Raw genomic sequence first — 25,080 nt, 5'->3', positions numbered from 1 at the left:
AGATATGCCCCCAGACCGACCTACCGCAAGGTTTTCATGAAGGTGAAAATCATTTTCTGAACGGACGTCGCACGCTGCACCACAGCGGCACGTAGCTCTGTTGAGCCGAAAGCCAAACGCTCGGCAATTACGGCTTGCGTGATTAGCTCAGAACAGGAGCCACTGGCAAACCCGAGGAATTGAATAAACTCGCCATTAGTGGCTCGTCCAGCGCCTTCCCCGATGTTCGAGCCTACCGAAACGGCGGCCCGATTCATCTGGCTTACCAAGTTGAACTTCTCTTCCGATGGAAACGTGTGAGTAAGCTGGTAGACCTCGACGGCCAGTTCAATGGAGTCCTGCCATACGCGCAGCTTACGATAGTCGTGCATTGGTGCTTCGTCCTAATACCAACTACCTAATTCCTAATACCAATAAACGCTTGGTTGGCCTTAAACCACTCCAGCGTCTTCTTCAGCCCCTCGCGGATGCGCACCTGCGGGTCGTAGCCGAGCAGGTTTTTGGCCTTCGAGATGTCAGCCAGTGAGTCGCGGATGTCGCCGGCGCGGTTCGGGCCGTACTCAGGCGTGATGTCGACACCAGCTTCCTCCTTGAGGATGTTGAACAGGTCGTTGAGCGAGGTGCGGTCGGCCACGGCGATGTTGTACACCTGGTTCACAGCCTCGGGGTTCTGCACCAGGGCGGCGCGGATGTTGGCCTGCACGCAGTTTTCCACGAAGGTGAAGTCGCGCGTCTGGCCCCCGTCGCCGTTGATGCGCGGGGCCTTACCCTGCAGCACCGCGTCGATGAACAGCGGAATGACGGCGGCGTAGGCCCCGTTCGGGTCCTGGCGCGGGCCGAAGATGTTGAAGTAGCGCAGCCCGATGATTTCCATGCCGTACGTCTTGCCAAACACGTCGGCGTACAGCTCGTTGGCGTACTTGGTAACGGCGTAGGGCGAGAGGGGCTTGCCGATGCGGTCCTCGATTTTGGGCAGGTGGGGCGAGTCGCCGTAGGTCGACGACGACGCGGCGTACACGAAGCGCTTCACGCCGGCGTCCTTGGCGGCCACCAGCATGTTCACGAAGCCGCCCACGTTCACGTCGTTCGAGGTAATCGGGTCGTTGATGGAGCGCGGCACCGAGCCCAGCGCGGCCTGGTGCAGCACCACGTCCACGCCCTCGCAGGCCTTGCGGCAGGCTTCCGGGTCGCGGATGTCGCCGTCCAGGATTTCCAGCGCTGGGTGGCCTTCGAACAGCCGCAGGTTTTTGCGGAAGCCGTTGGAGTAGTTGTCGAAGGTGCGCACTTTCTTCACCCCGTACTTCAGCAGGTACTCCACGATGTTGGAGCCAATGAAGCCGGCGCCGCCGGTCACGAGGAAAGTGAGGTTATCGAGCGGCTGCTCGTGAAAGGGGGATTCGTACATGTGAGCGAATGAAGAATGACAAATGAAGAGGGAAGAATAGGGCTGGACGAGAACTAGTGCGGCTCGTCCTTCCTCATTCTTCCCTCTTCATTAACCTTACCGCGCCGCGTATTGCTGGCGGTAGTAGTCCTGGTACTGGCCGCTGGTCACGTGGTCCAGCCACTCCTGGTTTTCCAGGTACCAGTCGACGGTCTGGCGCAGGCCCTGCTCGAAGGTCACGGAGGGCTTCCAGCCCAGCTCGTTCATGATTTTCGAGGAGTCGATGGCGTAGCGCAGGTCGTGGCCGGCGCGGTCGGTGACGAACTTGATGAGCTGGCGCGAGGTGCCTTGCGGCTTGCCGGTCTTCTCGTCCATCACGTCGCAGAGCAAGTGAATCAGGTCGATGTTCTTCCACTCGTTCACGCCGCCGATGTTGTAGGTTTCGCCCACCCGGCCGCGGTGAAACACCGCGTCGATGGCCGTGGCGTGGTCTTTCACGAACAGCCAGTCGCGCACGTTTTCGCCCTTGCCGTACACCGGAATGGCCTCGCCCTGCTGAATGCGGTGCAGGGCCAGCGGGATAAGCTTCTCGGGGAAGTGGTTGGGGCCGTAGTTGTTGGAGCAGTTCGACAGCTTCACCGGCAGGTGGTAGGTGTGGTGCCAGGCCCGCACGAAGTGGTCCGACGACGCCTTCGACGCCGAGTACGGCGAGCGGGGGTCGTAGGGCGTGCTTTCGGTGAACATCTCGGTGCCCATTTCCAGCGAGCCGTACACCTCGTCGGTCGACACGTGGTAGAACACCTTGCCCTCGTAGCCCAGCGGCTGCCACAGGTTGCGGGCCGCGTTGAGCAGGTGCACCGTGCCGAGCACGTTGGTTTTCACGAAAGCCAGCGGGTCGGTGATGCTGCGGTCCACGTGCGACTCGGCCGCGAGGTGAATCACCGCGTCGGGCTCCTCGGTGGCGAACAGTTGGTCGACGAAGGCCTGATCGGTCAGGTCGCCCTTCACGAAGCGGTAGTTCGGCTGGTTTTCGATGTCGCGCAGGTTCTCCAGGTTGCCCGCGTAGGTCAGCGCGTCGAGGTTCAGAATCTGGTACTCAGGGTACTTCGTCACGAACAGGCGCACCACGTGCGACCCGATAAAACCAGCGCCGCCGGTAATGAGGATTTTCATTTTTTGAATGGTTAAATTGTTAAACGGGTAAATGGCCGGACGTTCTGACACCAGAGAACAGGCAACCATTTAGCCATTTAGCCATTTGACAATTGCCCAAGGTTCTGCTGCCAGCGCCAAGCCGTGGCCAGCGCCTCTTCCAGGCCCACTTCGGTGCGGAAGCCCAGCTCCTGCTCGGCCTTGGTGGCGTCGGCGTAGATGGCGGGCACGTCGCCGGCGCGGCGCGGACCGGTGCGGTACTTCAGCGGCTGGCCCGTCACTTTTTCGAAGGTGTTGACGACTTCCAGTACGGTGTTGCCGTGGCCGGTGCCCACATTGAAGGTTTCCACGGCCTCGCTCGACTTGCCATCGAGCTGGCGCTGCACGGCTACCACGTGCGCGCGGGCCAGGTCGCCCACGTAGATGTAGTCGCGGATGCAGGAGCCGTCCGGCGTGTCGTAGTCGACGCCGTACACGGTCAGCTCCTCGCGCCAGCCGGCCGCGGTCTGCGTCACAAAGGGCACCAGGTTGTTGGGAATGCCCAGCGGCAGCTCCCCGATCCGGCCCGAGGGGTGGGCCCCGATGGGGTTGAAGTAGCGCAGCAGGATGCTTTTGACCTCGTTGCCGGGGGCCAGCGCCAGGTCGCGCAAGATGTCTTCGCACATCTGCTTGGTGCGGCCGTAGGGAGAGTTGGCGGGCTTGGTAGGCGTCTGCTCGGTGACAGGCAGCTGGTCGGGCACGCCGTACACGGTGCACGACGAGGAGAAAACCAGGTTCCGAACCTTGAATTCCTGCATCAGCTCCAGCAGCACCAGCAGCGAGCCGACGTTGTTTTGAAAGTACTGCAGCGGCTTCTGCACCGATTCGCCCACGGCCTTGAACGCGGCGAAGTGAATCACGCCGGCAATGTCGCCCTCCGCCTCAAACACCTGCCGGAACGCGGCTTTGTCGTTGCAGTCGGTATGGTGGCACTTCACATCGGCCCCTAGGATGTCGCGCAACCCTTCCAGCACCGACTCCTTGGAGTTGGAGAAGTTATCGACGATAACCGGCTGAAAGCCCGCTTCCTGCAGGGCCACCACCGTATGCGAGCCGATGTAGCCCGCCCCACCCGTAACGAGAATCTTGTTCATAGGTCAAATGGCTAAATGATTGAATGGTTAAATGGCTGGCCGTGCAACGAGCTGTCCGAACGACCAGCCTAACCATTCAACCACTTGACAATTCAGGTTACAGGCTCCAGTAGTGCAGCGCGTCGCCGCTGATTTTCTCGCGGAACAGGCCCTTGATGTCGACCAGCACGGCCTGCTCGGCGGTGATGGACTTGAAGTAGGCCTCGTCCTTCTCGGTGTACGGCTTGTGGCTCACGGCCACAATCACGGCGTCGTAGTCCGAACCGACTTGCTCCTGCGGGGTCAGGCGGAAGCCGTACTCGTGGTGCAGCTCGTCGGAGTCGGCGTGCGGGTCCACAATGTCGATGTTCACGGAGAAATTGCGCAGCTCGTTGATGACGTCGGCCACCTTGGAGTTGCGGATGTCTTCCACGTTTTCCTTGAACGTGGCGCCCATCACCAGCACCTTGCTCTTGGCCACGTCCTTGCCCTGCTTGATCATCATCTGCACGGTTTTGCGCGCGATGTAGGCGCCCATGCCGTCGTTGGTGGTCCGGCCCGAGAGGATAACCTTCGCGTCGTAGCCCAGCTCCTTGGCCTTGTAGGTCAGGTAGTACGGGTCGACGCCGATGCAGTGGCCGCCCACCAGGCCGGGCGAGAACTTCAGGAAGTTCCACTTCGTGCCGGCGGCTTCCAGCACCTCGTAGGTGTTGATGCTCATGCGGTCGAAAATCATCGACAGCTCGTTCATCAGGGCGATGTTCACGTCGCGCTGCGTGTTTTCGATGATCTTGGCGGCCTCGGCCACCTTAATCGACGAGGCGCGGTGCACGCCGGCCGTCACCACCAGCTCGTAGGTTTTGGCAATGACGTCGAGCGACTCGGCGTCGCAGCCGGCTACCACCTTCACGATGGTGGCCAGGGTGTGCTCCTTGTCGCCGGGGTTGATGCGCTCGGGGGAGTAGCCCACCTTGAAGTCGTTGGGGAACTTCAGCCCCGACTCGCGCTCCAGAATCGGAATGCAGTCTTCCTCGGTGCAGCCCGGGTACACGGTCGATTCGTACACCACGTAGTCGCCCTTCTTGAGCACCTTGCCCACCGTGGTCGAAGCGCCGATCAGCGGCTTCAGGTCGGGCATGGCGTGCTCGTCGATGGGCGTGGGCACGGCCACCACGAAGAAGCGGGCCTCGCGCAGCACGTCGAGCGAGTCGGTGAACGTGATGTCGCAGCCTTCAAAGGCTTCGGCTTCCAGCTCCCCGCTGGGGTCCACGTGGTTGCGCATCATCTCCACGCGCTGGGCGTTGATGTCAAAGCCGATGACGCTGATTTTGCGGGCAAATTCGAGGGCGATGGGCAGGCCCACGTAGCCGAGGCCGATGACGGCCAGCTTGGCTTCTTTGTTCAGTAACTGCTCGTACACAGGTCGTTGGTTACGCGTTGGGGTCGGGAGTAATACAAGTAAGGGTGCCGTTGCGGCCGAGGCTGTACACCTCGCCGCTTTCGGGGCAGCTGGCGTAGCCCTGCGCATCGAACTGCAGCGCATGGCCGAGGCGGCTCATCCAGCCACGGCGCCGGGCGGGGTTGCCGTACACGAGGGCGAAGGCGGGCACGTCCTTGGTGACCACGGCGCCCGCGCCCACGAAGGCGTAGTCGCCCAGCGTCACGCCGCAGACGATGGTGGCATTGGCCCCGATGGTGACGCCGCGGCCCAGCCGGGTCGGCTGGTACTCGTGGCGGCGCGACACGGCGGCGCGCGGGTTCAGCACGTTGGTAAACACTACGGAGGGGCCCAAAAACACATCGTCGGCGCATTCTACGCCGGTGTAGAGGCTCACGTTGTTCTGCACCTTCACGTTGTGGCCCAGGCGTACGCCGTCGGCCACAAATACGTTCTGGCCCAGCGTGCAGGCGTCGCCCAGCTCGGCGCCGCTGCTCACGTGGCAGAAATGCCAGATGCGCGTCCCGGCACCAATGCGGCAACCCTCGTCAAGGACGGCGGTGGGGTGCGCAAAGTACGCGGGGACTTTTGTGGGCATGAGGCAGAGGCTTGGGCTGATCTTTTCGGCGGGCAAAGGTAGGCCTTTTCACTTAGACGTCATTCGCTTGCACCGCCGCCTTGCGGCCGGGCCACGTGGCGCGCACCATGCGCGGGCGGCCGCTCAGGTCGGGCCGGGCCTGGGCAGCGGAGTAGCCGCGCGCGGTGAGCAGGGCCTGGGTTTCGGCGGGCAGCGCCTCGTTGATTTCGAAGTAGATGGCGCCGCCCGGCGCCAGCAGCTCGGTGCCCAACTCGGCCAGGCGGCGGTAGAACACCAGCGGGTCGTCGTCGGACACGAACAGGGCCGTGTGCGGCTCGTAGTCGAGCACGTTGGGGCGCATCAGGGCCTGCTCGGAGGCGCGCACGTAGGGCGGGTTGCTCACCAGCACGTCCAGGGTGCCGGGCCCGATACCGGGCGGCGCCGCGCGCAGGATGTCGGCCTGCAGCCACTGCACCTGCGGGGCGTGGCGTAGCCCGTTCTGCCGGGCCACGGCCAGCGCCTCGGCCGATACGTCCAATCCCCACACCTGGCTGGCGGGCAGCACCTGGGCCAGCGCCAGCGGAATGCAGCCCGAGCCGGTGCCTACATCGAGCACGCGCAGCCCGCGGCGCCCGGCCTGCTCCTGCGCAATCAGCTGCACCAGTTCCTCGGTTTCGGGGCGCGGGATGAGCGTGGCGGGCGTCACCAGCAGCTCCATGTCGAGAAAAGGAGCCACGCCCAGCACGTACTGCACCGGCTCGTGGCGCAGCAGACGCGGCAGCAGCGCGGCGGCCTGCGTCTGGGCGGCTTCGGGCACCGGCTCGGCCCCGCGCATGCGGCGCTGCAGCGGGCTGAGCTGCAGCAGGTGCTCCACCACCACGCCGGCCACGCTGGCGGCTTCGGGGACGGCGTACACGGCTTGCAGGCCGAGGGTGAGCTGGTCGGTGAGCTGGCGGATGGTCATGCGCCGGCAAAGGTACGCGCTGCCCGGAGCTGCTCGGCAGGCCCCTCCCCTACATAATGATGGGGTCATACCGGCTCCGGCGCTATCCGGGAACGATGCCGGGCATCCGCGGGGCCTCTCTATATTTGATCTATGCCCGAACCTGCCGATTTCACCGCCCACGACCACTTGCTGATGCGCCGCGCCCTCGACTTGGCGGTACTCGGCGCCCACACTGCCCGGCCCAATCCCATGGTAGGCTGCGTGGTGGCCGATGCCGAGGGCCGCGTGGTGGCCGAAGGCTGGCACGAGCAGTACGGCGGCCCCCACGCCGAAGTCAACGCGCTGGCGGCCGTGCCCGCGGGCGTGGATCTGGCCCAGTGCCGGGTGTACGTCACGCTGGAGCCCTGCTCGCACTTCGGCAAGACGCCGCCCTGCGCCGACCTGCTCATTGCGCGCGGCGTGCGCGACGTGGTGGTGTGCAACGACGACCCGAACCCGCTGGTGGCCGGCCGCGGCTACGCCAAGCTGCGCGAGGCCGGCATCCGGGTGCGTACCGGACTGCTGGCCGCCGAGGGCCGGCAGCTCAACCGCCGCTTTTTTACCGTGCAGGAGCGCAACCGGCCTTACCTGATTCTGAAGTGGGCCGAGTCGCGCGACGGATTTGTGGCCGGCGCGGGCGGGCAGCCGGTACCCATCAGCGGGCCGGCGGCCAAGATGCTGGTGCACCGCTGGCGCACCGAGGAACAAGCCATTATGGTGGGCACCCGCACGGCCCTGAACGACAACCCGCAGCTGAACGTGCGCGAGTGGCCCGGCCCGAACCCGCTGCGCCTGGTCATTGACCGCGGCCTGACGCTGCCCGCTACCCACCACCTGCTCGACGGCACGCAGCCCACGGTGGTGTACACCAACGGGCAGCACGACGACGCGGACAACCTGAGCTTCGTCTCGATTCCGGCGCAGACGGACATGCTGCCCGCCATCCTCGACGACCTGAACGCCCGCCGGGTGCAGTCGGTGCTGGTGGAGGGCGGGCCGGCGCTGCACACGCTGCTGCTGCAGGCCGGGCTCTGGGACGAAATCCGGGTGCTGCGCAGCCGCACCGTGCGCATCGGGGCGGGCGGTGTGGTGGCCCCGCCGCTGAGCCTCACCGGCCTGCGCGAGCACCGCGTCATTGGCAACGACGAGCTGTTCGTATTCTGTTAGGCGACGAGGCCCTGAAAAGGTTAGGTTTGACGGCTCGGCGCTGTTTATCCCGGTCCGGCGCACCTTCTCGCCTAATTTTGTTGTTCTCTGCTCAACACTCCACTCTCTCTGCATTTCTCCCAATGGCCGAAGACCTGCTCATTGACCGCACGCTTTCCAAAGCCCAGCAATACCAGACCCTGCTTCCCCAAATTGAGGCCCTGACCACCGGCGAAGACGACCAGGTGGCCAACCTGGCCAACGCTATGGCCGCGTTGAAGGAAGCCTTCGGCTTTTTCTGGGTGGGCGTGTACGTGGTGAAACACGACGAGCTGGTGCTCGGCCCGTTCCAAGGGCCGGTGGCGTGCACCCGCATCCGCCGCGGCAAGGGCGTGTGCGGCAGCGCTTGGGCCGAAGCGCGTACCTTGCTCGTGCCCGATGTGGAGCAGTTTCCCGGCCACATTGCCTGCAGCTCGCTCTCGAAGTCGGAAATCGTAGTGCCCATCGTGCGGGAAGGCCGCGTGGTGGCGGTGCTCGATGTCGACAGCGACCAGCTCAACGACTTCGACGAAACCGACCAGCAGTACCTGGAAGAGCTGTGCAGCCGCATGGCGCAGTGGTTTTAAGAACCGTTCCGACCGCCTGCCACAGGCGTCCTCCGGTTTTTCGGATTTTGCATCCCCAATCAATGGCAGCCCGGGCCGCTGGGCCGTTTAAGTCAGTAGCAACCTCTCTCACGCGATGAACAAACCCCTCTACCGCCTCGGCGACTGGCGCCGCAACGTGCTGCTGGTAGCCGCCGCTGCCAGCCTGGGCCTGGGCGTGCTGCCCGCCTGCTCCTCCGACAATGGCCGCCAGGACCAGGCCGCCGCCACCGGCGACTGGAGCGGCGACTCCTACAGCCAGGGCGTCATCACCGAAATGACGGAAGTACAGCCCGGCCAGTGGAAAATCACCGCCGAGCGCCCGGCCGGCAAGGAGGAAGTAGCCGCCATCCTGCGCCACTTCGATGGCAAGGTGGATACCCTGCAGGGTCAGGCTCTGCAGCAGCAAATGCAGAACTACAGCCGGCAGAACCCCGAAAACCGCGTGGGCGGCACCAGCATGATGGACGTGCTCATGTGGAGCGGCATCGGCTACATGGCCGGGCGCTTCCTGACGCCCAACCCCGGCTACTACGCCAACCCCGGCCTGCTGCAGCAAAACAACGGCTGGCGCTCCAACATTGCCCGCGAGCGGCAAAACGAAGGCCGGGGCTTCTTCGGCCGGGGCTTCAGCGGCAACCGCAGCTCCCGCAACGCCGGTATCCAGGAAAGTCCCTCTTACTCCCGCAGTACATCGTCCTCGCGCAGCACCTACCGCAGCAGCGCGCCCAGCGGCCGCAGCAGCGGTTTTGGCAGCCGCAGCAGCTCGCGCAGCGGGTTTGGGGGCTGATTGATTAGCGAAGAGGGAAGAATGAGGAGAAAAGCTTGATCGTATCAACTGCTAGGTCACCTTTCCCCGTTCCTTCTTCATTCCTCCTTATTCCTTCCCCGTTACCAGACATGATTCGCCTGCTGCCCCTCACCGGGGATATTGAACCGGCCATCCACCGCCTCGGTTGGGACTGGGCCGTGGAAGACGCCTGCGCCGCCTACCTGGCCCGCGAAGCCGTGGAGCTGACCGAAGCCGAAGCCGAGGAGCTGCTGCAAGCGGCCGACTCGCTCTACGAAATGCTGGTGCAGGCCGTCCCCGAGCCCATTACCGACGATTTCCTGCAGCAGCTGGGCATCCCCGCGAACCTGTGGCAGGCCGTGCGCCACTCCTGGAACGACGAGCGGCACTGGCACCTTTACGGCCGCTTCGACCTGGCCGCCACGCCCGAGGGCCCCAAGCTGGTGGAGTTCAACGCCGATACCGCCACCAGCATCCCGGAAACGGCCGTGGTGCAGTGGGCCAGCCTGATGGCCGCCGGCCGCCCCGAGGACCAGCAGCAGGCCAACGGCCTATTCGAAGGACTGGAATTGCAGCTGCGCGAGTGGCAGCAGCTCAACCCCGACCTCGACCCGAGCCTGCTGCTGGTGCACCTGCCCGGCAGCGCGGAAGACGAAACCAACTGCACGGTGCTGGCGGAAGCGGCCCGCGCCGCCGGCTTCACCAGCGTGCACGTCTGCCCTGTCGATGCCATGCAGGTGTCGGTGGATGGGCAAGACCGCGGAGCCTGGGCCGAGGTGCGCTCGGGGCAGTGGCAGCGTTTCGGCTTCGTGTTCAAGCTGGTACCCTGGGAGCTGCTGGCCGAGGAGGAGCCCGAGCTGACGGAAGACCTGACCCAGCTTTTGCTCAGCCGCGACGTGATTATCGCCAACCCCGCCTACAGCCTGCTGTTCCAGAGCAAGGCCATGCTGGCGCGGCTCTGGGAAGTATTTCCGCACCACCCGCTGCTGGTAGAGGCCCGCATGCAAGACCTAACGGGTCACTTCGTACGCAAGCCCATCTTCGGCCGCGAAGGCCAGAACTTGACCGAAATCGAGCACGGGCAGCAAAAGCACGCCGAAGAAGGCGACTTCGTCGAGCAGCCGCAGGTGCGCCAGCAGTGGCTGGAGTTTCCGCAGGACGCGCAGGGCCGCCGCTACCAAGCCGGTGTGTTTTGGGCCGGCGAAGCCAGCGCCATCAGCTTCCGCCGGGCCGAGGGCATTATCACGAACCTATCGGAGTTCGTGCCGCACATCATCACGGGGTAAACGGATCTGGTAAACGATTGAACGCAGTGGTGCCACGGCTTTGAGCCGTGGCACCACTGCGTTCAATCACCTAGCAAGTCAGTGCTTAAAATAGAGTCGGCGCGGGCGTTTTGAGCTGGGCAATGACGGTCTGTCCACCCTTCACCTTTTCCCCGATCTGCACTTTCACGTCGGTATCCACGGGCACGAACACATCCACGCGGGAGCCGAACTTGATGAAGCCGAACTCCTCGCCCTGGCTGACTTCGTCGCCCTCGTTCACGTACCACACGATGCGGCGGGCCATGGCGCCGGCAATCTGGCGAAACAGCACCTGCGGGCCGGCCTCGGTTTCCACCACCACCGTGGTGCGCTCGTTCTTGGTGCTGCTCTTCGGGTGCCAAGCCACGAGGTACTTGCCGGGGTGGTACTTGAAGTACTTCACCGTGCCCGACACCGGGTTGCGGGTGATGTGCACGTTGATCGGCGACATGAAAATGCTGATCTGCTTGCGCACCCCGTCGAAGAATTCCGGCTCGTGCACGTCCTCAATCACCACCACCTTGCCGTCGGCCGGGGCAATGACAATGTCCTCGTGGGTGAGCAGGTTGCGGAAGGGGCTGCGGAAAAACTGCAGCAGCAATAGAAAGGCGACCACCGACACGCCCGAAAACACGCGGTTGAAACCCACGCCGCGCTCATTGAACTGATACAGCAGCAGGTTGATGGCCAACAGGGCCAACAGCGTGAAAAACAGAATGCGGCGACCTTCTTTGTGGATTTTCATAAATCGCAGATTAGCGCTGATTGATCCGATATAGCTGATTCAGAAATCAATCAGGCAAAACAGACGAGCGGCAAAATGGGAAACGGAGGAACGGGAAGCGGGTGAGTCGTGCGGTTACAAAGATAGCCCGGACCTCGCGGCCCGGGCTATACTCAATACTAAGGCTGCCGGCTCCTGGTTTTCGGCGGGCAGAAAAATCGGTGCCGGCCAGCCGTTAGAAGCTGCCGCGGAACTTGTAGGTCTGGGCGACTTTGTCGATGGCTACCACGTAGGCGGCGATGCGCATCGGAATGTTGTATTTCTGGCTGGTGGCGTACACTTTCTCGAAGGCGTCGGACATGATGCGGTCGGCGCGCTCGGTCACCATCTCCTCGGTCCACTTGAAGCCCTGGCGGTTCTGCACCCACTCGAAGTAGGACACCGTCACGCCGCCGGAGTTGGCCAGGATGTCGGGCACCACCATGATGCCCTTCTCGTTGATGATCGGGTCGGCCGAAGCCGAAGTCGGGCCATTGGCGCCTTCCACGATGAGCTTGGCCTTGATGTCGTGGGCGTTGTGCTCGGTGATGACGTCCTCCACGGCGGCGGGCACCAGCACATCTACGTCCAGGGTCAGCAGGTCGTCGGCGTTGTCCATCAGCGTGGCGCCGGTGTAGCCGTCGAGGCGGCCTTTGTGGGCGTTCTTGTAAGCAATGGCCTCGTCGATGTTGATGCCATTCTCGTTCCAGTACGCGCCCGACACGTCGGACACGGCCTTGATCTTCACGCCCTGCTCGCAGAGCAGCTTGGCGGCCCAGGAACCCACGTTGCCGAAGCCCTGCACGGCGGCCGACGACTGTGCCGGATCCATGCCCAGCTTCTTCATGGCGGCCAGCGCCGACACCATCACGCCGCGGCCGGTGGCCTCGGTGCGGCCCAGCGAGCCGCCCATGACCAGGGGCTTGCCCGTCACGACGGCCGGGGTGGTGGCGCCCACGGTCTTGCTGAATTCATCCATCAGCCAGGCCATTTCGCGCGGACCGGTGCCCATATCAGGCGCCGGAATGTCGCGGTCGGGACCGAACACGTCCTTCATGGCTAGCGTGTAGGCGCGGGTCAGGCGCTCAATCTCGCCGGCCGACATGGTGGTCGGGTCGCAGATGATGCCGCCTTTGGCGCCGCCGTAGGGAATGTCCACCACGGCGCACTTCCACGTCATCCAGGCCGCCAGGGCCTTCACCTCGTCGAGGTGCACGTTCTTATCGTAGCGAATGCCGCCTTTGGAAGGGCCGAGCACGGTGTTGTGCACCACGCGGTAGCCCTCGAACACGCGCACCTGGCCGTTGTCCATCGTCACGGGAATGTGCACGATGACTTGTTTGTCGGCGGCTTTGAGCACGTTGTAGGTCGCGTCGTCGAGGCCGAGAATGTCAGCGGCCACGTTGAAGCGTGACATCATCGACTCGAGCGGGTTTTCGCGGTCCACCTTGGGGGCCGGCTCTTTGTACACCGTAGTAGAAGCCATGCTGTTGGTCGGGTAAAAGGGGGTTGGGAAATGGGGGAATGCAGAAACAGCGCCGCCCGAAGCTAGCCGAGCAGCCAAGCCAGCGGGCGGAAAAAGCGCGTCAAAGGTACTAGGATTCCCCAATACGGATACACGAAGCTTACAGCCGTTAGCCAGCCGGAATAAGCGTCGCCCTTGGGTGGTGCGAGAGCCCCGGTACGCCCCAGCCGAGGCGCACCGCCGCCCGCTTATACGCCCGTCCAGCCTGCGTACCCGTGATTTGGCCGCTGCGGCCCGGCGTCACGGCCCACAGCTACCGGGCCCGGAATTAAAAGGCGCGCTACCCGCCGAAGAGCAGCTGCAGCACCACCAGCACGGGCACCACGAACAGGAAGGCATCGAAGCGGTCCAGCAGGCCGCCGTGCCCGGGCATGATGCGGCCGGAGTCCTTCACGCCCACGTTGCGCTTGAGCATGGACTCGACCAGGTCGCCCAGCGGGCCGAAGACGGCCACCACCAAGGCGGCCACGAGGCGGTGGCTCAGGGGCAGCTCGGGAATGAGGTAGCCCAGGGCCCAGCCGACGGCCAGGGTGAGCAGCGCGCCGCCGGCCCAGCCTTCCCAGGTTTTGCCGGGCGAAATGCCGGGCGCCAGCTTGTGCTTACCGAAGTTCTTGCCGGCAATATAAGCGCCGGTGTCGGCCGACCAGATCAGGAACAGCAAAGCGAAGATGCGGCGGTGGTCGTAGCCCGCGGGCCCGAACGCCAGCACGTTGAGGCCGCTCATGGGCAGGGTCACGTAGAACAAACCCAGCAGGGCCACGCCGACATTGGCGAAGGGCGAGAAAGGCTGCTCGTCGCGGGGCCACCAGTACATTTCGCGCAGCAGCAAGATAATGGGCAACAGCACCGCAACGGCAACGGTGGCCCCCATCAGCAATGGCGCTACGTTACTTAACACCTGCTGATTTGCTGATGGCGTCCCTACACCACCCATCGGATAATGGGCCGCAACGAAAATCGACGCAAAAACCAGCAAGCTTATTCCGCAACCTATAAACGCCGCCGGCTTGAAGCCCTGCTCCTTCATCATGCGGTAGAACTCCCAGAGCATGCGGGCCTGCACCAGGCCGAAGAACAGGCCGAACGTCCACGAGCTAAACCAAATGGAGCCCAGCAGCAGCGCCGCGCCGATACTGGCCGAAATGATGCGCTGCCACATGTTAGACATGCCCGGGGGCTTCTGGGCAGCGGCGGGTTCGGCGGCGGAGGGAGAAGGCGTAGACGAAGTCAAAGCGGGTGGGAAGCGCTGAAGCGGAGTAAAGGAAAAGGGCGGCCGGAGCCTAGGCCGTGGGGCGGTCCGGCGCCGGCGGCGCCTCGATGCCGTGGCCGGTGAGCGTGTGCCCCGCCACGAGCGGCGCGCCGGGCGTGCGCACCTGCACGCCGTGGCCGGTGAGGGTGTGGGCCTCGCCAACGGGCAGCGCGGCGGCCTGCACGCGCTGCTGGTAGAGCCAGTACAGCAGGCTCAGCGTCAGCACGGCCGAGAGCAAGGCCCAGTACCAGGGCAGCGCCTCGTTGCTGTCGGCGTCGAAGGCGATGGTGCCGCGCTGCTGCAGGTACAGCAGCAGCAGTTGCAGGGCATTCTGGGCGAAGTGCGCGGCCATCGACACAAGGACGTTGCCGCTCCAGGCAAACAGGTAGCCGAGCACTACCCCCAGCAGCAAGCGCGGCACAAAGCCGAAAAACTGCACGTGAATGGCGCTGAACACCGCCGCCGACAGCCACACCCCCCAGTGCACCGACTTGGTCCAGCGGGTAAACTGCCGCATCACCACCCCGCGAAAGGTCAGCTCTTCGGCAATGGCGGGCACCACGGCCACCACCAGCAGCGCAATCAGAAAGCGGTTGAAGGACGTAAACTTGGTCAGGAAGGTGGTGAGCACCTGGGCCTGGTCTTCGTAGAGGCGGGCCGCTTTTTCCCACTGGTACAAGGCGGGCGGCAGGTGCAGGCCCGCGTTCCAGGCAATGAGCACCGACATGGCCGGCACGCTCACCACGATGAGCACCACGGCTGCCAGCAGCCAGAACGCGGGCACCGGCCGGCGCGGCTGAAAGTAGGGCAACGGCTTCAGCCCCCGCACGATGGGCAGCAGCAGCGCCCCGCCGCCGAAGCCCAGCAGCAGCGGCACGCCCTGCATGAGCATCAGCACGCCCCAGCCCTCGGGGTGGGCCTGCGGGGCGGCAATGATGGCGGTGGAGCGCATCAGCACATCGGTGCCGTAAAGGGCACCGATGAGGAGCATGGCCACGAAAAAGCCTACGCACATGCCCCCGACCACGAGCAGCACCAGCAGCATCAGGGAGAAGCCGGGGTGCAGGGTGTCTTCGGTGCGCGCGAAACCTTTCATGAGCGTTTAGAATTGAGTACCGAGTAGGTGTACGGAAACGGGCGGCGGGGGAAGCTTCCGGCAAGCCGCTGACGGTCAGTTTCGTTGGCCGAAACACCCGTTGCGCCATCCATCCGGCCCGCTACTTCCTTCTGTCGTAAATTTGCGCAAAATACGCTAACCAGTTCCGCTGTGGTTTACATCCGCGACATTGCCCTGCCCGATTTCCCCTTGCTGCTCGCCCCGATGGAGGACGTGTCGGACCCGCCGTTTCGCGCCGTGTGCAAGCAGGGCGGGGCGGATCTGATGTACACCGAGTTCGTGTCGTCGGAGGGGCTGATCCGCGACGCGGCCAAGAGCCGCAAGAAGCTCGACGTGTTCGACTACGAGCGGCCCATTGGCATTCAGCTCTTTGGCTCCGACGTGCAGACCATGGCCGAGTGCGCCAAGATCAGCACCGTGGCCGGCCCCGACCTCATCGACATCAACTACGGCTGCCCGGTGAAGCAGGTGGCCTGCAAGGGTGCCGGCGCGGCCCTGCTGCGCGATATTCCCAAGATGGTGCAGATGACCGAGGCCGTGGTGAAAGCCACGCACCTGCCCGTGACGGTGAAAACCCGCCTGGGCTGGGACGACTCCACCAAGAACGTGGAGGAAGTGGCCGAGCGCCTGCAGGACATCGGCATCGAGGCGCTGACCGTGCACGGCCGCACCCGCGTGCAGATGTACAAGGGCGAAGCCGACTGGCGCCTGATTGCGGCCATTAAGAACAACCCGCGCATCAAGATTCCCATCTTCGGCAACGGTGATATCGACTCGCCCGAGAAGGCCTTGGAGTACAAGAACCGCTACGGCGTCGACGGCATCATGATCGGCCGCGCCAGCATCGGCTACCCGTGGATCTTCCAGGAAATCAAGCACTACCTGGCCACCGGCGAGAAGCTGGCCCCGCCCACCCTGGAAGAGCGCGTGCGCGCCTGCCAGCTGCACTTTGAGAAGAGCATCGAGTGGAAGGGCCCCAAGGTGGGCATCTTCGAGATGCGCCGCCACTACGCGCACTACTTCAAGGGCCTGGTGGGCGCCAAGCAGTGGCGCACCCAGCTGGTGGAAGCCGCCACGCCCGACGAGGTGCGCGCCATCCTAGCCGAAATTGCCCAGAGCGAGGCGGTGCTGGCCGACTAAGCCGGGAGCTCAACTTTCTGGCTATTCTCCTCCTGCTGACGCCCACAACGCGCAGGCCCTTGCCACACTTGAGCCGACTGTTCGGCGGTGGCAAGGGCCTGCGCGTTGCTTAGAATGGCACGTCTTCGGAAATGCCGCAAGAATCCGGCGCAACTACCTGCCCGGATGTTGCGACCTTTGCGGCCCATGTCACTCAGCTCTACTCCTGCCCCCGCAGCCGCCGCGGCTCCTGCCTCTCCCACCGTGGCCGGTCCGCCCCCGCACCAGCCCACCACGCTGGCCGCCTGGCTGCTGCTCATCGTGCTGGCCTGCATTTGGGGCACCTCGTTTATCCTGATGAAGAAGGGCCTGGTGGTGTTTTCGGCCCTGGAGCTGGGCGCCACCCGCGTGACGGTAGCCGCCCTGCTGCTGTTTCCCTTCTCGCTCAAGTACGTGCGCCGCGTGGAGCGCAGCCGATTTAAGTGGCTGCTGCTGAGCGGCGTAATTGGCACGCTCATTCCGGCTTTCCTGTTTGCCTACGCCGAAACCAAGATTGCCTCGGGCCTGGCCGGGGTACTCAATGCCCTCACTGTGGCCTTCACCCTGCTGATGGGTGCGCTGTTTTTCGGGCAGCGCATCACTTGGCTGCGGGCGGTGGGCATTGCGGCGGGCTTGCTGGGCACGGTGGTGCTCATGGGCCTGGGCGGCAGCGGCGGCGAGGCCACGCCCACGGGTGAGGGCAACGCCTGGTACGGACTCTACATCGTGCTGGCCACGCTGGGCTACGGGGTGAGCATCAACATCATCAAGCACCACTTCCACGGCATTCCCTCGGTGGCGGTTACCGGGTTGCTGCTCATGCTCATCGGCGGGCCGGCGGCGGTGTACCTGCTGCTGGGCACCGATTTTCTATATAAGCTGCAGCACGCGCCCGGCGCCTGGGAGGCCTTCGGCTACATTGCCCTATTGGCTACGCTGAGCACGGCCGTGGCCATGGTGCTGTTCAACAAGCTTATCCAGCAGTCCACGGCCCTGTTCGCCTCGTCCAACACCTACCTGGTGCCCATCGTGGCGCTGGGCTGGGGCGTGCTCGACGGCGAAGTCATCAACGCCTGGCACCTGGTGGGCATGGTCATCATTCTGCTGAGCGTGTTCATCCTGAACCGCGCGAAGTAAAGCGGGCTTACTTGGCGGCCGGGGTGGTGAAGCCAAAGAACCGCTCCCGCTGCACCCGGTCCGCGTCGCCGACGCCGTCGGCCGGGATGTAGTGCAGCTGGTACATCACGCTGCCAATCATGGTGGTGCGCAGGTACTTGGTGCTCGTGGCCCCGGTGACGGTAGGCGCGCGGTACTTCAGGGTAATCACATCGTAGCCTGGCTGCATATCAATGGCCTGCTCCTCCAGGGTGCCGCGGGCCTGCTGCATGGCCAGCGGGATGTAGCGCACGTTGTAGTAATCGGTGCGCACCTGCGGATCGGCCGGCAACTGCGGGGGCTGCCCCAGCGGAATGCGCACGATGATGTAGAGCGCGGCCGCGTCTTCGAGCCGGTAGGCCTGCGTGGTGTGCACCATGGGGTCGTTCTGCCGGGACGAGTTGGCGGCTTTCAACGTCTGCCCCACGTTCTGCTCCTGGGGCTGGGCCGGCAGCCACACGGCCACCTGCTCGTCGACGCGAAAGGTCACGCCCCCGTCCTGGGCCAGGGCCGGTGCCGCGCCTCCCAGCGCCACCAGCATGCACGCGGCGTACTTCATTGCCTCAAAGCTACATCAGTAAGCCGCACGACGGGCGTCTAAAACGCCGTCATGAGCTCCAGCTGCGCCCAGCGGTGGCGCCGACCGCCGCGCATCTCGGGGCTCACCTGCACCGCCGAGGCTTCCAGCCGCAGCCCGGCATAACCCAGGCCCAACGTGCCCGTGCCGCGCAGCACCGTGCGGCGCACGGCGCCGGGGGGCAGTTCGTAGGGGTTGTCGCGCCGCAGCAGGCCGCCTTGTAAAGTAGCGTCGTAGCCCACCAGCCGCCCTTCCGCCCACGCTGCGGCGTAGAGCTGCCAGCGGCGCTGCCCGCCCCGGTTGACTTGTGCCGCTACGCCCAAGTGGTCGAAATACGGCTGGAACAACCCTACGCGCAGGCGGGCATCGGCGGCGGCGTAGGTGCGCAAGGTGCCCAGCACGGCCGTTCCTCCCCCAATCAGCTCGGCGGCGCGGCCCAGCGCGGTCAGCTGCTGCTCCAGCCGTGCGGTATAGCTCAGCACCAAATCGTTGCGAATCTGGTAGTCCCAGCCGCGGGGCGTGGGGGCGCCCAGCGCCCGGTGCAGCTTGGTCTGAAAGCCCTTGGCCCCAGCCGCCGGCCCGATGACGCCCAGGCCGAGCGCGGTGGTCAGGCGCCGGCGGCGCGCCCGGTCGGTAGCGGCGCGCAGTAGCTCCAAATGCAAGTAAGCCGCGTAGGGCCGGTCGCCGCGGCGGATAAACGCGTCCTGAATGCGCAGGGGCGTGAACCCATCGTAGGACAGACGCAGGCCGAAATGCTGAACCAGCGCGGCTCCGCCCAAGCGCAGCAGCCGCGCCCCCGGCAGGTGGCGCAGCGCCGGGTGCACCACCATGCCTAGCATGCCCTGGGTGAAGTAATAGTCGGTTTTGAAGTAGGCGTCGTTAGCCAGCCGGTAGGCCACTAGCCGGTCGGTGCTAACGGTGCTATCGGCGGGAACGTGGCGCTGGGCGGCTGCCCGGCCGCTGAGCAGCAGGAGCAGCCCAAAAAGCAGGCAGCGGTAGGGCATGAAGACAACTGGCGGGAGCCCTACATACGGGGTGGGCACCGCCCTTGGGTTGCCGGTTGCCGTGCGACCTCAGCGGGTCGGCGCCGCGGCGTAGCGGTAGGGCCACTCGTGGTAGCGCGGCGGCAGCTTCAGGCGGGCGGCGTGGCCGAGCAGGTAGGCCTGCACGCGGGTTAGTTCGTCGGCGTCGAGGATGGGCAGCTCGTGGGGGCTGGGGTGCCAGAAGTCGGCCTCGCGGGGCAGCTGGCCGCGCAGGATGCGGCGGGCCTGCTGGGCGGTGCGCTGGTGCAGCAGCTCCAAGGCTTTGTAGAGCGACAGGCTGTGGCCGGCGGGCTGGTGCAGCACGGCATGCACGTGGTTGAAGGTCAGCACGAAGCAGGGCACACGCAGGCCCTGCTCCTCCAGCATCAGCAGCTCCCCGGCTACGGCTTCGGATATCTTCTCTTTTTCCAGGTAGCCGCCCCCGACTTTGGCCGCGTCGAGCAGGGCATCGAAGTCGGCGAAGAAGCGTTTGTCGGCGCGGCGCTGGGCGGCCCGGGCTTCTTCGGCGGTAGCGGCCGTGCGAGCGGCTTCCTGGGCGGCTACGCGCTGCTGCTGCAATTCGCGACCGGCGCGGGCCGGGACGGAGCCGGCCAGGCGCAGGGTGAGCAGGATGGTTTCGCCGGGCAATAAAGCACTCATAGGCCTATAGCAGAAGGATATTGACTAGCGGCAAAGTGGGTTGAATAGTCTTTGTCCCTTGAGCGGAGTCAGTTCCAGTATCAGAATATCCGTTTGCTGCTTATATGCCACCAGCAATTCTTCAAAGCTGGCATAAGCAATGATTTCGTCGCGGAGAAACTGCTCCGCAACCATGTTTGCTTCCAGTATTTCGGACACATAGAGCAGATATTCCCCATCCCAACGCTGAATGCCAACGGAAAACCAGCTGGGCTGACCGTCCCGGTCGTAGCGGATAACTTTCCCCACCTGCTTACCCGCCTCCACCCACGTTTTCACCCGGTCAAGATTACTCATACCTGCTTATCCGGCTGGCTTCAATATCCCATTCATTTCCAGCAGCTCACCTCGCTCTAGCAGTCCGGCCAGCACGGGCTCCAGCTGCTGGCGCATGTCGTCGCTGAGGCGGGCAAAGCCCAGCAGGCGCACGGCGGGCAGAAACACGGCCTCCCTCGGCAGCGCGAAGCTCTGTTCGACCACGGTACGCATGGCCAGGGCCAGCTCTTCGGGCGCTACGAAGGGGAGCTTGCGGGAAATGGCGGGCAACTGGCTCCGGTCGCGCAACGAGGGCTGCTGCATGGCCGGCGCCCACAGAAAGTCGCCCTGCCGGCGCAGGTAGTGCAGGTTATGGGCCAGCAGGGCCGCATCGCGCCCCACTTTCCGCATCCGGGCGCCCACCTGCGTAGCCCCGCTGGCGTGGGCCAGCCGCCGGGTGGCTTCCTCGAGGTGCACGGGGCTTTCCACACCCACTACCACGCTTAGCCACTTTGCCAGCTGGCCCAGCCCGTGCTGGTGCAGCTCCTGCTGCCGGATAGCATCGGGCAGCAGGGCGACTTGATAGGGCTCCACGGCCGGGTTGGCAGTGGGCGCGGCCGGCTCCTCCCGCTCCAGCGTGGCGGGTTCGGGCAGCAGCTCTTCTTCCAGCTCGTCGGGCTCATCCAGCGCGGCCAGGTGACGAGCTTCTTCGATGGCTTGCACGGCGCGCTCGGTTTCGCGCGCCGGGTCGCGGAACCAGTCGGTGCTCCAGATGCGGTGCAGGCGCCAGCCCACGGCCTCCAGCACCTGCTGGCGCAGCCGGTCCCGGTCGCGGGCTGAGCGGGCCGAGTGGTACATGGCCCCGTCGCACTCGATGCCAAGCACGTAGCGGCCCGGCTGGTCGGGGTCGACCACAGCCAGGTCGATGAAGAAGCCCTGGGAACCGATTTGCGGGCGCAGCTGGTAGCCCCGGGCCGTGAGGGCACGGTACACCGCTTCCTCGAAGGGCGACTCCATCTCGCGACCGGTTTCCTCGTTCTGGTTCAGGCAGCCGTGCTGGGCGAAGTTCAGGAAGGTTTTGAGCGCGGCCACGCCCCGGGCGCGGGTCCGGTTCAGGTCAAGGTCGTCGGCCGTGAGGTTGGTGAATACCTCGCAGCGCTGCTTGGCGCGGGTGATGAGCACGTTCAGGCGCCGCTCGCCGCCTTCCCCGTTCAGCGGGCCGAAGCTCATCGAGAGGTAGCCGTCCTTGGTGCGCCCGTACCCGATGCTGATGAGCATCACGTCGCGCTCATCGCCCTGCACGTTTTCCAGGTTCTTGATGAAGAACGGCTCGTGGCGGTGCGCGGCGAAGAAGGCCTCGGTTTCGGGGTGCTGGCGGCGCAGCACCTCCAGCGCATCCTGAATGGCCTGGCGCTGCACGGTGCTGAAGGCCACCACGCCCAGCGTAAGCCGGGGCGTGGTGCGAGCGTGGTGCAGCACGGCTTCGGCCACGGCCTGGGCCTCGCGCGGGTTGGTGCGCGTGGTGCCCCGCTCGTAGTAGGTTTCGGGCAGGTGATGGTACACCAAACCCAGCTGGCCCTGGCCGCCGGGGCTGGGGAAAATCACCAGCTTGTCGTCGTAGAAGAGGTGGTTGGAGGCCGCAATCAGCGACTGGTGCAGCGAGCGGTAGTGCCAGCGCAGCATGCGCTCGGGCATCTGCCGGGCCTTGCACAGCTCCAGGATGCTCTGGATGTCGGCCGTCACGTTTTCCTCGTCGGCGGCCTCGCCGGTGCCGGTCAGGGAGTCGAAGAAGGAGGTGGGCGGCAGCTGCTTGGAGTCGCCCACCACTACCAGCTTCTTGCCCCGGGCCACGGCACCCAGCGCGTCCACGGGCTTCACCTGCGAGGCTTCGTCGAACACCACCAGGTCGAACTCCACCGCGCCGGGCGGCAGAAAACTGGCCACCGACAGCGGCGACATCATGAAAACCGGCTTGATGGCCTGCACTGCTTGCCCGGCCTTCTGCATGAGCTGGCGGATGGGCAGGTGGCGGGTTTTCTTGGCAAACTCATTTTTGAGGATGCCCATCTGTCCGCCGGCCGTAGGCAGCTGCGGGTTGGGCAGGCCGTCGTGGTGGCGCGTCATGGCGCGGGCACGGTTGTGCAGCAGGCTGGCGCGGTCGGCGGCGCGGAAGCGGGCGGCGGTTTCCTCGTGGCTGGCCCGCTCAAACTGGCGCAGCGCCGGATGTTGCTCGTAGGCCTGCTTCTGCAGAAATTCCAGCCAGGTCTGGCGCACGGCGGCCCGCAGGTGCTGCGCCGCGTCGGGCCAGGCTTCGGCCAGCACCAGCAGCTCGGGGCGGTGCTCGGCCTGGGCCGCGGCGGCTACGTTGTTCCATTCCGTGGCCAGGTGCAGCTCGGGCAGGTGGGTTTGCCAGGCAGCCAGCACGGCGCTCTGCTCCGCGAAGGGCTGAAACTGCAGCCGCCCGTCGGGCCCAAAGCGGCGGGCCTCGTTCAGGCGCAGCGCCTCTACCACCGCCTGCACGGCCGCGCGGTGCTGCGCCAGCGCCGCTTCCAGGCTAGCCAGCAGCTTGCTCAGCTCGTCTGGTGACGCGTGTTGATCCGCCGCGTTTTGCTCAGTGCCACTCAGGTAGCCGAGCAGGGCGGCAGGCAGCTCGCCCCGCTGAATGCGCTGGTGGGTCAGGGCGAGGTAGTCGGCGGTGCGGCGTAGGGCAGACCAGTCGGAGCGCAGCTCTTGCCAGGCCGGCCCGAACAGCTGCTGGCCGAGGCTGCGGGCGTCGGCCACGGTTTGGGCGTGGCGGCCGGCGTCGTGCACCGCGTCGATGGCGGCGACCAGGGCGGCGGGCTCGGCGGGCAGGGCCGTGCGCCACAGGCTTTGCAGGCGTTTGCGCGCCCGGCGGAAGTCGCCGCTCAGGAATTTCCACCACTTGTCGCCGTAGGCCAGCACGGCGGCACGCTCCGTCAACAACTGCTGTTGCCAGGCTTCGGGCAGCAGCAGGGCGTCGTATTGCTGATGCAGGGCGTGGTGCGCGGCCCCGGCTTCCATGATTTCGTGCAACGCCCTGGCCTGCTGCGCCCAGGCCGCATCGGCTACGGCCACGCCGGCCAGAGCCGGGGCCAGCTGCGCGTGGCGGGCGGCCGGCAGCAGGGCCTCGGCAGCGGCGCGGGTAGCCGGTACTGACAGCTGCAGGTGCCGGGCCAAGGCCTCCGCCTGCTGTTGCAGCGCGGCCACGGCCGCGGCAGCCTGCTGCAGGTGCCGGGTCAGCTGGTCCTGGTCGGCGGGCAACAGTACGGTCAGCTCGCTACCCCAGAAGCGCAATTGCCGGGGCGCACCGGTTTTGAGCAGCGTGGCCTGCAGGCGGGCCGCCAAGTCTTCAGCGTGGGCGGCGTCGGCATCAGTCCACTCAGGCAGCCCGCCGAACGGAATGCGCGGCAGCTCGACGGCGCCCTGCTCGGCGCGCAGGCGCAGCAGCTCGCCCGCCACTTGCTGGGCCGTGCGGCGGCTGCGGCCGATGGGCGCATTCACGGCTTGGGCGTAGTCGTTGAGGGCGAGGCGGTAGCGTGGCAGCTGAGCGACCTGTTCCTGCGCAGCCGCCGGGGCCGCGGGCCGGCCTAAGGCCAGCGTCGCCTTCAGCTCGTCGTGCAGGCTTTTCTTGTTGGCTTTGTGACTGTGCAGCTCCAGACAGGCCACGCCCAGGTCCAGCGCGTCGAGGCGGCGCTTCACCACTTCCAGCGCGGCCATCTTCTCAGCCACGAACAGCACTTTCTTGCCCGCGCCGATGGCCTCGGCCAGCAGGTTGGCAATGGTCTGTGACTTGCCGGTGCCGGGCGGCCCCTGAATCACGAGGTTGCGGCCTTCCTGCACGGCCAGCAAAGCCAGCAGCTGCGAGGAGTCGGCGTCGAGCACCTGATGCAGCTCGTGGGCCGGGCTTTCGGTGTCCAGAAACGCCTGTTCGCCCACACTCGGCGCGGCATCGTCGAAGCCGGTTTCGTGGTCGAGCAGGGCCCGGATGGCCGGGTGCTCCAGCAGCGCCGAAGTGCCCTCGGCCGTGGCAGGCCAAGTGGCCGGGTCCAGGTCGCGGTACAGCATCAGCTTGCTGAAGGAGAAGAAGCCCAGCGCAATGGCATCGGCCTTGACGCGCCAGCGGCTGCGCCCGTCCAGGGCCTCGCGCACAGCGGCAAAGTATTCGGGCAGCGACTGGTTGTCGAAGTCGGGCAAAGGCATCTGCAGGCCAAAATCGGCTTTCAGGCGGGCCTGCAGCGAGAGGTTGCCCTCCACCTCGGCGCCGGAGTAAGTGAGCTTGAACCGCTCGGCCACGGTGCCGCGCTCCAGCACCACCGGCACCAGCACCAGCGGGGCATGGCGCGGCTCGGAGCTGCTGTCGGCTTCGTACCAGCTGAGCTGGCCCAGGGCCAGGTAGAGGATATTGACGCCGGTTTCCTCCAGGCTGGTGCGGGCCGTGTAATAGGTGTTGAGCAGGCGGGTTTCGAGCCGGGCCAGCGGCTCGGCCGTTTGCAGGCGGTTGTCGGTGAGCAGGGCCTGCTGCGCGGCCCCGGAAAGCTCCGCGGGCGGGTGCTCTTCCAGGTAGTGCTCCAGCGTCGGCACTTCGGCTTCGCCCGGTTCGCCGCCCGACACAGCAAGCTCTTGCGTAGCAACTTCTCCTGCCACAGCCGCCTCACTGGCTTCCGCGCGGGCCTCTACGGGCTTTTTCCGGATGGGCTCGGGGGCAGCGGAGAAATACATGGTTTTGCCCTGGCGCACCAGGATGTCGAGCACCTGCGCTGCTTCTTCCTGCACCACCGTCACGCCCTGGGCTTTCGAGGGGCGGAAGTTGAGCAGCGGATTACGCAAACCCAGGTCGAGCAGCTCCTGGCGGGAGGCGTCGAGGCGGGTGGTGAGGGACACGGGAGTTACAAACGAATCGGTAGCGGATTCCATAAGAGGCACAAACAACTAGGAATGGCACGAACCATCGTCAAGTATAGCAGTCGGTAACCGGGCGTGCAAAAAAAGCCCGGCCCCAACGGC

22 protein-coding genes are annotated in these 25,080 nt (G+C 65.4%); 6 read left to right on the top strand and 16 right to left on the bottom strand.

Going from position 1 to position 25,080, the window contains the following annotated elements; genetic code table 11:
* Positions 1 to 20 precede the first annotated feature (20 nt).
* The 7 genes from ACYVKQ_RS04535 to prmC all read right to left on the bottom strand — a co-directional run bounded on the left by ACYVKQ_RS04535 (position 21) and on the right by prmC (position 6,627).
* The gene (locus ACYVKQ_RS04535) at positions 21 to 371 is read right to left on the bottom strand and encodes a four helix bundle protein (RefSeq protein WP_460576052.1); all 351 of its coding nucleotides are present in this window, start codon (positions 369 to 371) and stop codon (positions 21 to 23) included.
* Positions 372 to 397: 26 nt separating this feature from the next.
* Positions 398 to 1,405, bottom strand: a complete 1,008-nt coding sequence (locus tag ACYVKQ_RS04530; RefSeq protein WP_460576050.1) for an SDR family oxidoreductase — start codon at positions 1,403 to 1,405, stop codon at positions 398 to 400.
* A 96-nt stretch (positions 1,406 to 1,501) separates the two neighbouring features.
* Positions 1,502 to 2,557, bottom strand: coding sequence for a dTDP-glucose 4,6-dehydratase (gene rfbB, locus ACYVKQ_RS04525; protein WP_460576048.1), 1,056 nt, complete (start codon positions 2,555 to 2,557; stop codon positions 1,502 to 1,504).
* A 77-nt stretch (positions 2,558 to 2,634) separates the two neighbouring features.
* A complete protein-coding gene (gene galE, locus ACYVKQ_RS04520) occupies positions 2,635 to 3,669 on the bottom strand; it encodes an NAD-dependent epimerase/dehydratase family protein (RefSeq protein WP_460576046.1) in 1,035 nt (344 codons plus the stop codon).
* A 97-nt stretch (positions 3,670 to 3,766) separates the two neighbouring features.
* On the bottom strand, positions 3,767 to 5,068 hold the full coding sequence (locus ACYVKQ_RS04515) for a nucleotide sugar dehydrogenase (protein ID WP_460576044.1): 1,302 nt from the start codon (positions 5,066 to 5,068) through the stop codon (positions 3,767 to 3,769).
* Positions 5,069 to 5,078: 10 nt separating this feature from the next.
* Positions 5,079 to 5,684 carry an acyltransferase gene (locus tag ACYVKQ_RS04510; RefSeq protein ID WP_460576043.1) on the bottom strand — a complete coding sequence of 202 codons (606 nt, stop codon included), beginning with the start codon at positions 5,682 to 5,684 and terminating at the stop codon, positions 5,079 to 5,081.
* A 52-nt stretch (positions 5,685 to 5,736) separates the two neighbouring features.
* Positions 5,737 to 6,627 (bottom strand): N5-glutamine methyltransferase family protein, encoded by an 891-nt coding sequence (gene prmC / locus ACYVKQ_RS04505; RefSeq protein WP_460576041.1) that lies wholly within the window; start codon positions 6,625 to 6,627, stop codon positions 5,737 to 5,739.
* 132 nt (positions 6,628 to 6,759) lie between these two features.
* On the opposite strand from prmC, the gene ribD reads away from it, so the two are divergent.
* From ribD to ACYVKQ_RS04485, 4 genes are all read left to right on the top strand, one after another.
* Positions 6,760 to 7,815, top strand: coding sequence for a bifunctional diaminohydroxyphosphoribosylaminopyrimidine deaminase/5-amino-6-(5-phosphoribosylamino)uracil reductase RibD (gene ribD, locus ACYVKQ_RS04500; RefSeq protein ID WP_460576039.1), 1,056 nt, complete (start codon positions 6,760 to 6,762; stop codon positions 7,813 to 7,815).
* Between the two features lie 122 nt (positions 7,816 to 7,937).
* Positions 7,938 to 8,420 carry a GAF domain-containing protein gene (locus ACYVKQ_RS04495; RefSeq protein ID WP_460576037.1) on the top strand — a complete coding sequence of 161 codons (483 nt, stop codon included), beginning with the start codon at positions 7,938 to 7,940 and terminating at the stop codon, positions 8,418 to 8,420.
* Between the two features lie 115 nt (positions 8,421 to 8,535).
* Positions 8,536 to 9,228, top strand: coding sequence for a hypothetical protein (locus ACYVKQ_RS04490; RefSeq protein ID WP_460576035.1), 693 nt, complete (start codon positions 8,536 to 8,538; stop codon positions 9,226 to 9,228).
* A 110-nt stretch (positions 9,229 to 9,338) separates the two neighbouring features.
* The gene (locus ACYVKQ_RS04485; protein WP_460576033.1) at positions 9,339 to 10,514 is read left to right on the top strand and encodes a glutathionylspermidine synthase family protein; all 1,176 of its coding nucleotides are present in this window, start codon (positions 9,339 to 9,341) and stop codon (positions 10,512 to 10,514) included.
* An 85-nt stretch (positions 10,515 to 10,599) separates the two neighbouring features.
* On the opposite strand, the gene ACYVKQ_RS04480 is transcribed toward ACYVKQ_RS04485, so the two are convergent.
* The 4 genes from ACYVKQ_RS04480 to ACYVKQ_RS04465 form a co-directional block, all read right to left on the bottom strand.
* On the bottom strand, positions 10,600 to 11,280 hold the full coding sequence (locus ACYVKQ_RS04480) for a phosphatidylserine decarboxylase (RefSeq protein ID WP_460576031.1): 681 nt from the start codon (positions 11,278 to 11,280) through the stop codon (positions 10,600 to 10,602).
* 214 nt (positions 11,281 to 11,494) lie between these two features.
* The gene (locus ACYVKQ_RS04475; RefSeq protein ID WP_460576029.1) at positions 11,495 to 12,784 is read right to left on the bottom strand and encodes a Glu/Leu/Phe/Val family dehydrogenase; all 1,290 of its coding nucleotides are present in this window, start codon (positions 12,782 to 12,784) and stop codon (positions 11,495 to 11,497) included.
* A 319-nt stretch (positions 12,785 to 13,103) separates the two neighbouring features.
* On the bottom strand, positions 13,104 to 14,054 hold the full coding sequence (locus ACYVKQ_RS04470) for a phosphatidate cytidylyltransferase (RefSeq protein WP_460576027.1): 951 nt from the start codon (positions 14,052 to 14,054) through the stop codon (positions 13,104 to 13,106).
* Between the two features lie 49 nt (positions 14,055 to 14,103).
* A complete protein-coding gene (locus tag ACYVKQ_RS04465) occupies positions 14,104 to 15,168 on the bottom strand; it encodes a CPBP family intramembrane glutamic endopeptidase (protein ID WP_460576025.1) in 1,065 nt (354 codons plus the stop codon).
* Between the two features lie 171 nt (positions 15,169 to 15,339).
* Here ACYVKQ_RS04465 and dusB point away from each other — a divergent pair, with 171 nt between their 5' ends.
* Positions 15,340 to 16,329, top strand: coding sequence for a tRNA dihydrouridine synthase (dusB, locus tag ACYVKQ_RS04460; protein WP_460576023.1), 990 nt, complete (start codon positions 15,340 to 15,342; stop codon positions 16,327 to 16,329).
* A 186-nt stretch (positions 16,330 to 16,515) separates the two neighbouring features.
* Complete coding sequence (locus tag ACYVKQ_RS04455) at positions 16,516 to 17,484, top strand: DMT family transporter (RefSeq protein ID WP_460576021.1); 969 nt, start codon at positions 16,516 to 16,518, stop codon at positions 17,482 to 17,484.
* Positions 17,485 to 17,491: 7 nt separating this feature from the next.
* On the opposite strand, the gene ACYVKQ_RS04450 is transcribed toward ACYVKQ_RS04455, so the two are convergent.
* From ACYVKQ_RS04450 to ACYVKQ_RS04430, 5 genes are all read right to left on the bottom strand, one after another.
* On the bottom strand, positions 17,492 to 18,061 hold the full coding sequence (locus tag ACYVKQ_RS04450; RefSeq protein WP_460576019.1) for a hypothetical protein: 570 nt from the start codon (positions 18,059 to 18,061) through the stop codon (positions 17,492 to 17,494).
* Between the two features lie 38 nt (positions 18,062 to 18,099).
* On the bottom strand, positions 18,100 to 19,083 hold the full coding sequence (locus ACYVKQ_RS04445) for a lipid A-modifier LpxR family protein (protein ID WP_460576017.1): 984 nt from the start codon (positions 19,081 to 19,083) through the stop codon (positions 18,100 to 18,102).
* A gap of 69 nt (positions 19,084 to 19,152) precedes the next feature.
* Positions 19,153 to 19,761 carry a transposase gene (locus ACYVKQ_RS04440; RefSeq protein ID WP_460576015.1) on the bottom strand — a complete coding sequence of 203 codons (609 nt, stop codon included), beginning with the start codon at positions 19,759 to 19,761 and terminating at the stop codon, positions 19,153 to 19,155.
* Positions 19,762 to 19,785: 24 nt separating this feature from the next.
* Entirely contained in the window at positions 19,786 to 20,097 is a 312-nt protein-coding gene (locus ACYVKQ_RS04435) for a hypothetical protein (RefSeq protein ID WP_460576014.1), read from the bottom strand.
* A gap of 6 nt (positions 20,098 to 20,103) precedes the next feature.
* On the bottom strand, positions 20,104 to 24,990 hold the full coding sequence (locus ACYVKQ_RS04430) for a DUF3320 domain-containing protein (protein WP_460576012.1): 4,887 nt from the start codon (positions 24,988 to 24,990) through the stop codon (positions 20,104 to 20,106).
* Between the last annotated feature and the right edge of the window lie 90 nt (positions 24,991 to 25,080).

The sequence above is a fragment of the Hymenobacter coalescens genome, assembly GCF_054783195.1.
This window is presented reverse-complemented; position numbering and strand designations above follow the sequence as displayed.

Excerpts from the sequence above, each read along its gene's own strand:
- ACYVKQ_RS04535 (WP_460576052.1), bottom strand. The coding sequence starts at position 371 with ATGCACGACTATCGTAAGCTGCGCGTATGGCAGGACTCCATTGAACTG.
- ACYVKQ_RS04530 (WP_460576050.1), bottom strand. The coding sequence starts at position 1,405 with ATGTACGAATCCCCCTTTCACGAGCAGCCGCTCGATAACCTCACTTTC.
- rfbB (WP_460576048.1), bottom strand. The coding sequence starts at position 2,557 with ATGAAAATCCTCATTACCGGCGGCGCTGGTTTTATCGGGTCGCACGTG.
- galE (WP_460576046.1), bottom strand. The coding sequence starts at position 3,669 with ATGAACAAGATTCTCGTTACGGGTGGGGCGGGCTACATCGGCTCGCAT.
- ACYVKQ_RS04510 (WP_460576043.1), bottom strand. The coding sequence starts at position 5,684 with ATGCCCACAAAAGTCCCCGCGTACTTTGCGCACCCCACCGCCGTCCTT.
- prmC (WP_460576041.1), bottom strand. The coding sequence starts at position 6,627 with ATGACCATCCGCCAGCTCACCGACCAGCTCACCCTCGGCCTGCAAGCC.
- ribD (WP_460576039.1), top strand. The coding sequence starts at position 6,760 with ATGCCCGAACCTGCCGATTTCACCGCCCACGACCACTTGCTGATGCGC.
- ACYVKQ_RS04495 (WP_460576037.1), top strand. The coding sequence starts at position 7,938 with ATGGCCGAAGACCTGCTCATTGACCGCACGCTTTCCAAAGCCCAGCAA.
- ACYVKQ_RS04490 (WP_460576035.1), top strand. The coding sequence starts at position 8,536 with ATGAACAAACCCCTCTACCGCCTCGGCGACTGGCGCCGCAACGTGCTG.
- ACYVKQ_RS04485 (WP_460576033.1), top strand. The coding sequence starts at position 9,339 with ATGATTCGCCTGCTGCCCCTCACCGGGGATATTGAACCGGCCATCCAC.
- ACYVKQ_RS04480 (WP_460576031.1), bottom strand. The coding sequence starts at position 11,280 with ATGAAAATCCACAAAGAAGGTCGCCGCATTCTGTTTTTCACGCTGTTG.
- ACYVKQ_RS04475 (WP_460576029.1), bottom strand. The coding sequence starts at position 12,784 with ATGGCTTCTACTACGGTGTACAAAGAGCCGGCCCCCAAGGTGGACCGC.
- ACYVKQ_RS04465 (WP_460576025.1), bottom strand. The coding sequence starts at position 15,168 with ATGAAAGGTTTCGCGCGCACCGAAGACACCCTGCACCCCGGCTTCTCC.
- ACYVKQ_RS04455 (WP_460576021.1), top strand. The coding sequence starts at position 16,516 with ATGTCACTCAGCTCTACTCCTGCCCCCGCAGCCGCCGCGGCTCCTGCC.
- ACYVKQ_RS04450 (WP_460576019.1), bottom strand. The coding sequence starts at position 18,061 with ATGAAGTACGCCGCGTGCATGCTGGTGGCGCTGGGAGGCGCGGCACCG.
- ACYVKQ_RS04445 (WP_460576017.1), bottom strand. The coding sequence starts at position 19,083 with ATGCCCTACCGCTGCCTGCTTTTTGGGCTGCTCCTGCTGCTCAGCGGC.
- ACYVKQ_RS04440 (WP_460576015.1), bottom strand. The coding sequence starts at position 19,761 with ATGAGTGCTTTATTGCCCGGCGAAACCATCCTGCTCACCCTGCGCCTG.
- ACYVKQ_RS04435 (WP_460576014.1), bottom strand. The coding sequence starts at position 20,097 with ATGAGTAATCTTGACCGGGTGAAAACGTGGGTGGAGGCGGGTAAGCAG.
- ACYVKQ_RS04430 (WP_460576012.1), bottom strand. The coding sequence starts at position 24,990 with ATGGAATCCGCTACCGATTCGTTTGTAACTCCCGTGTCCCTCACCACC.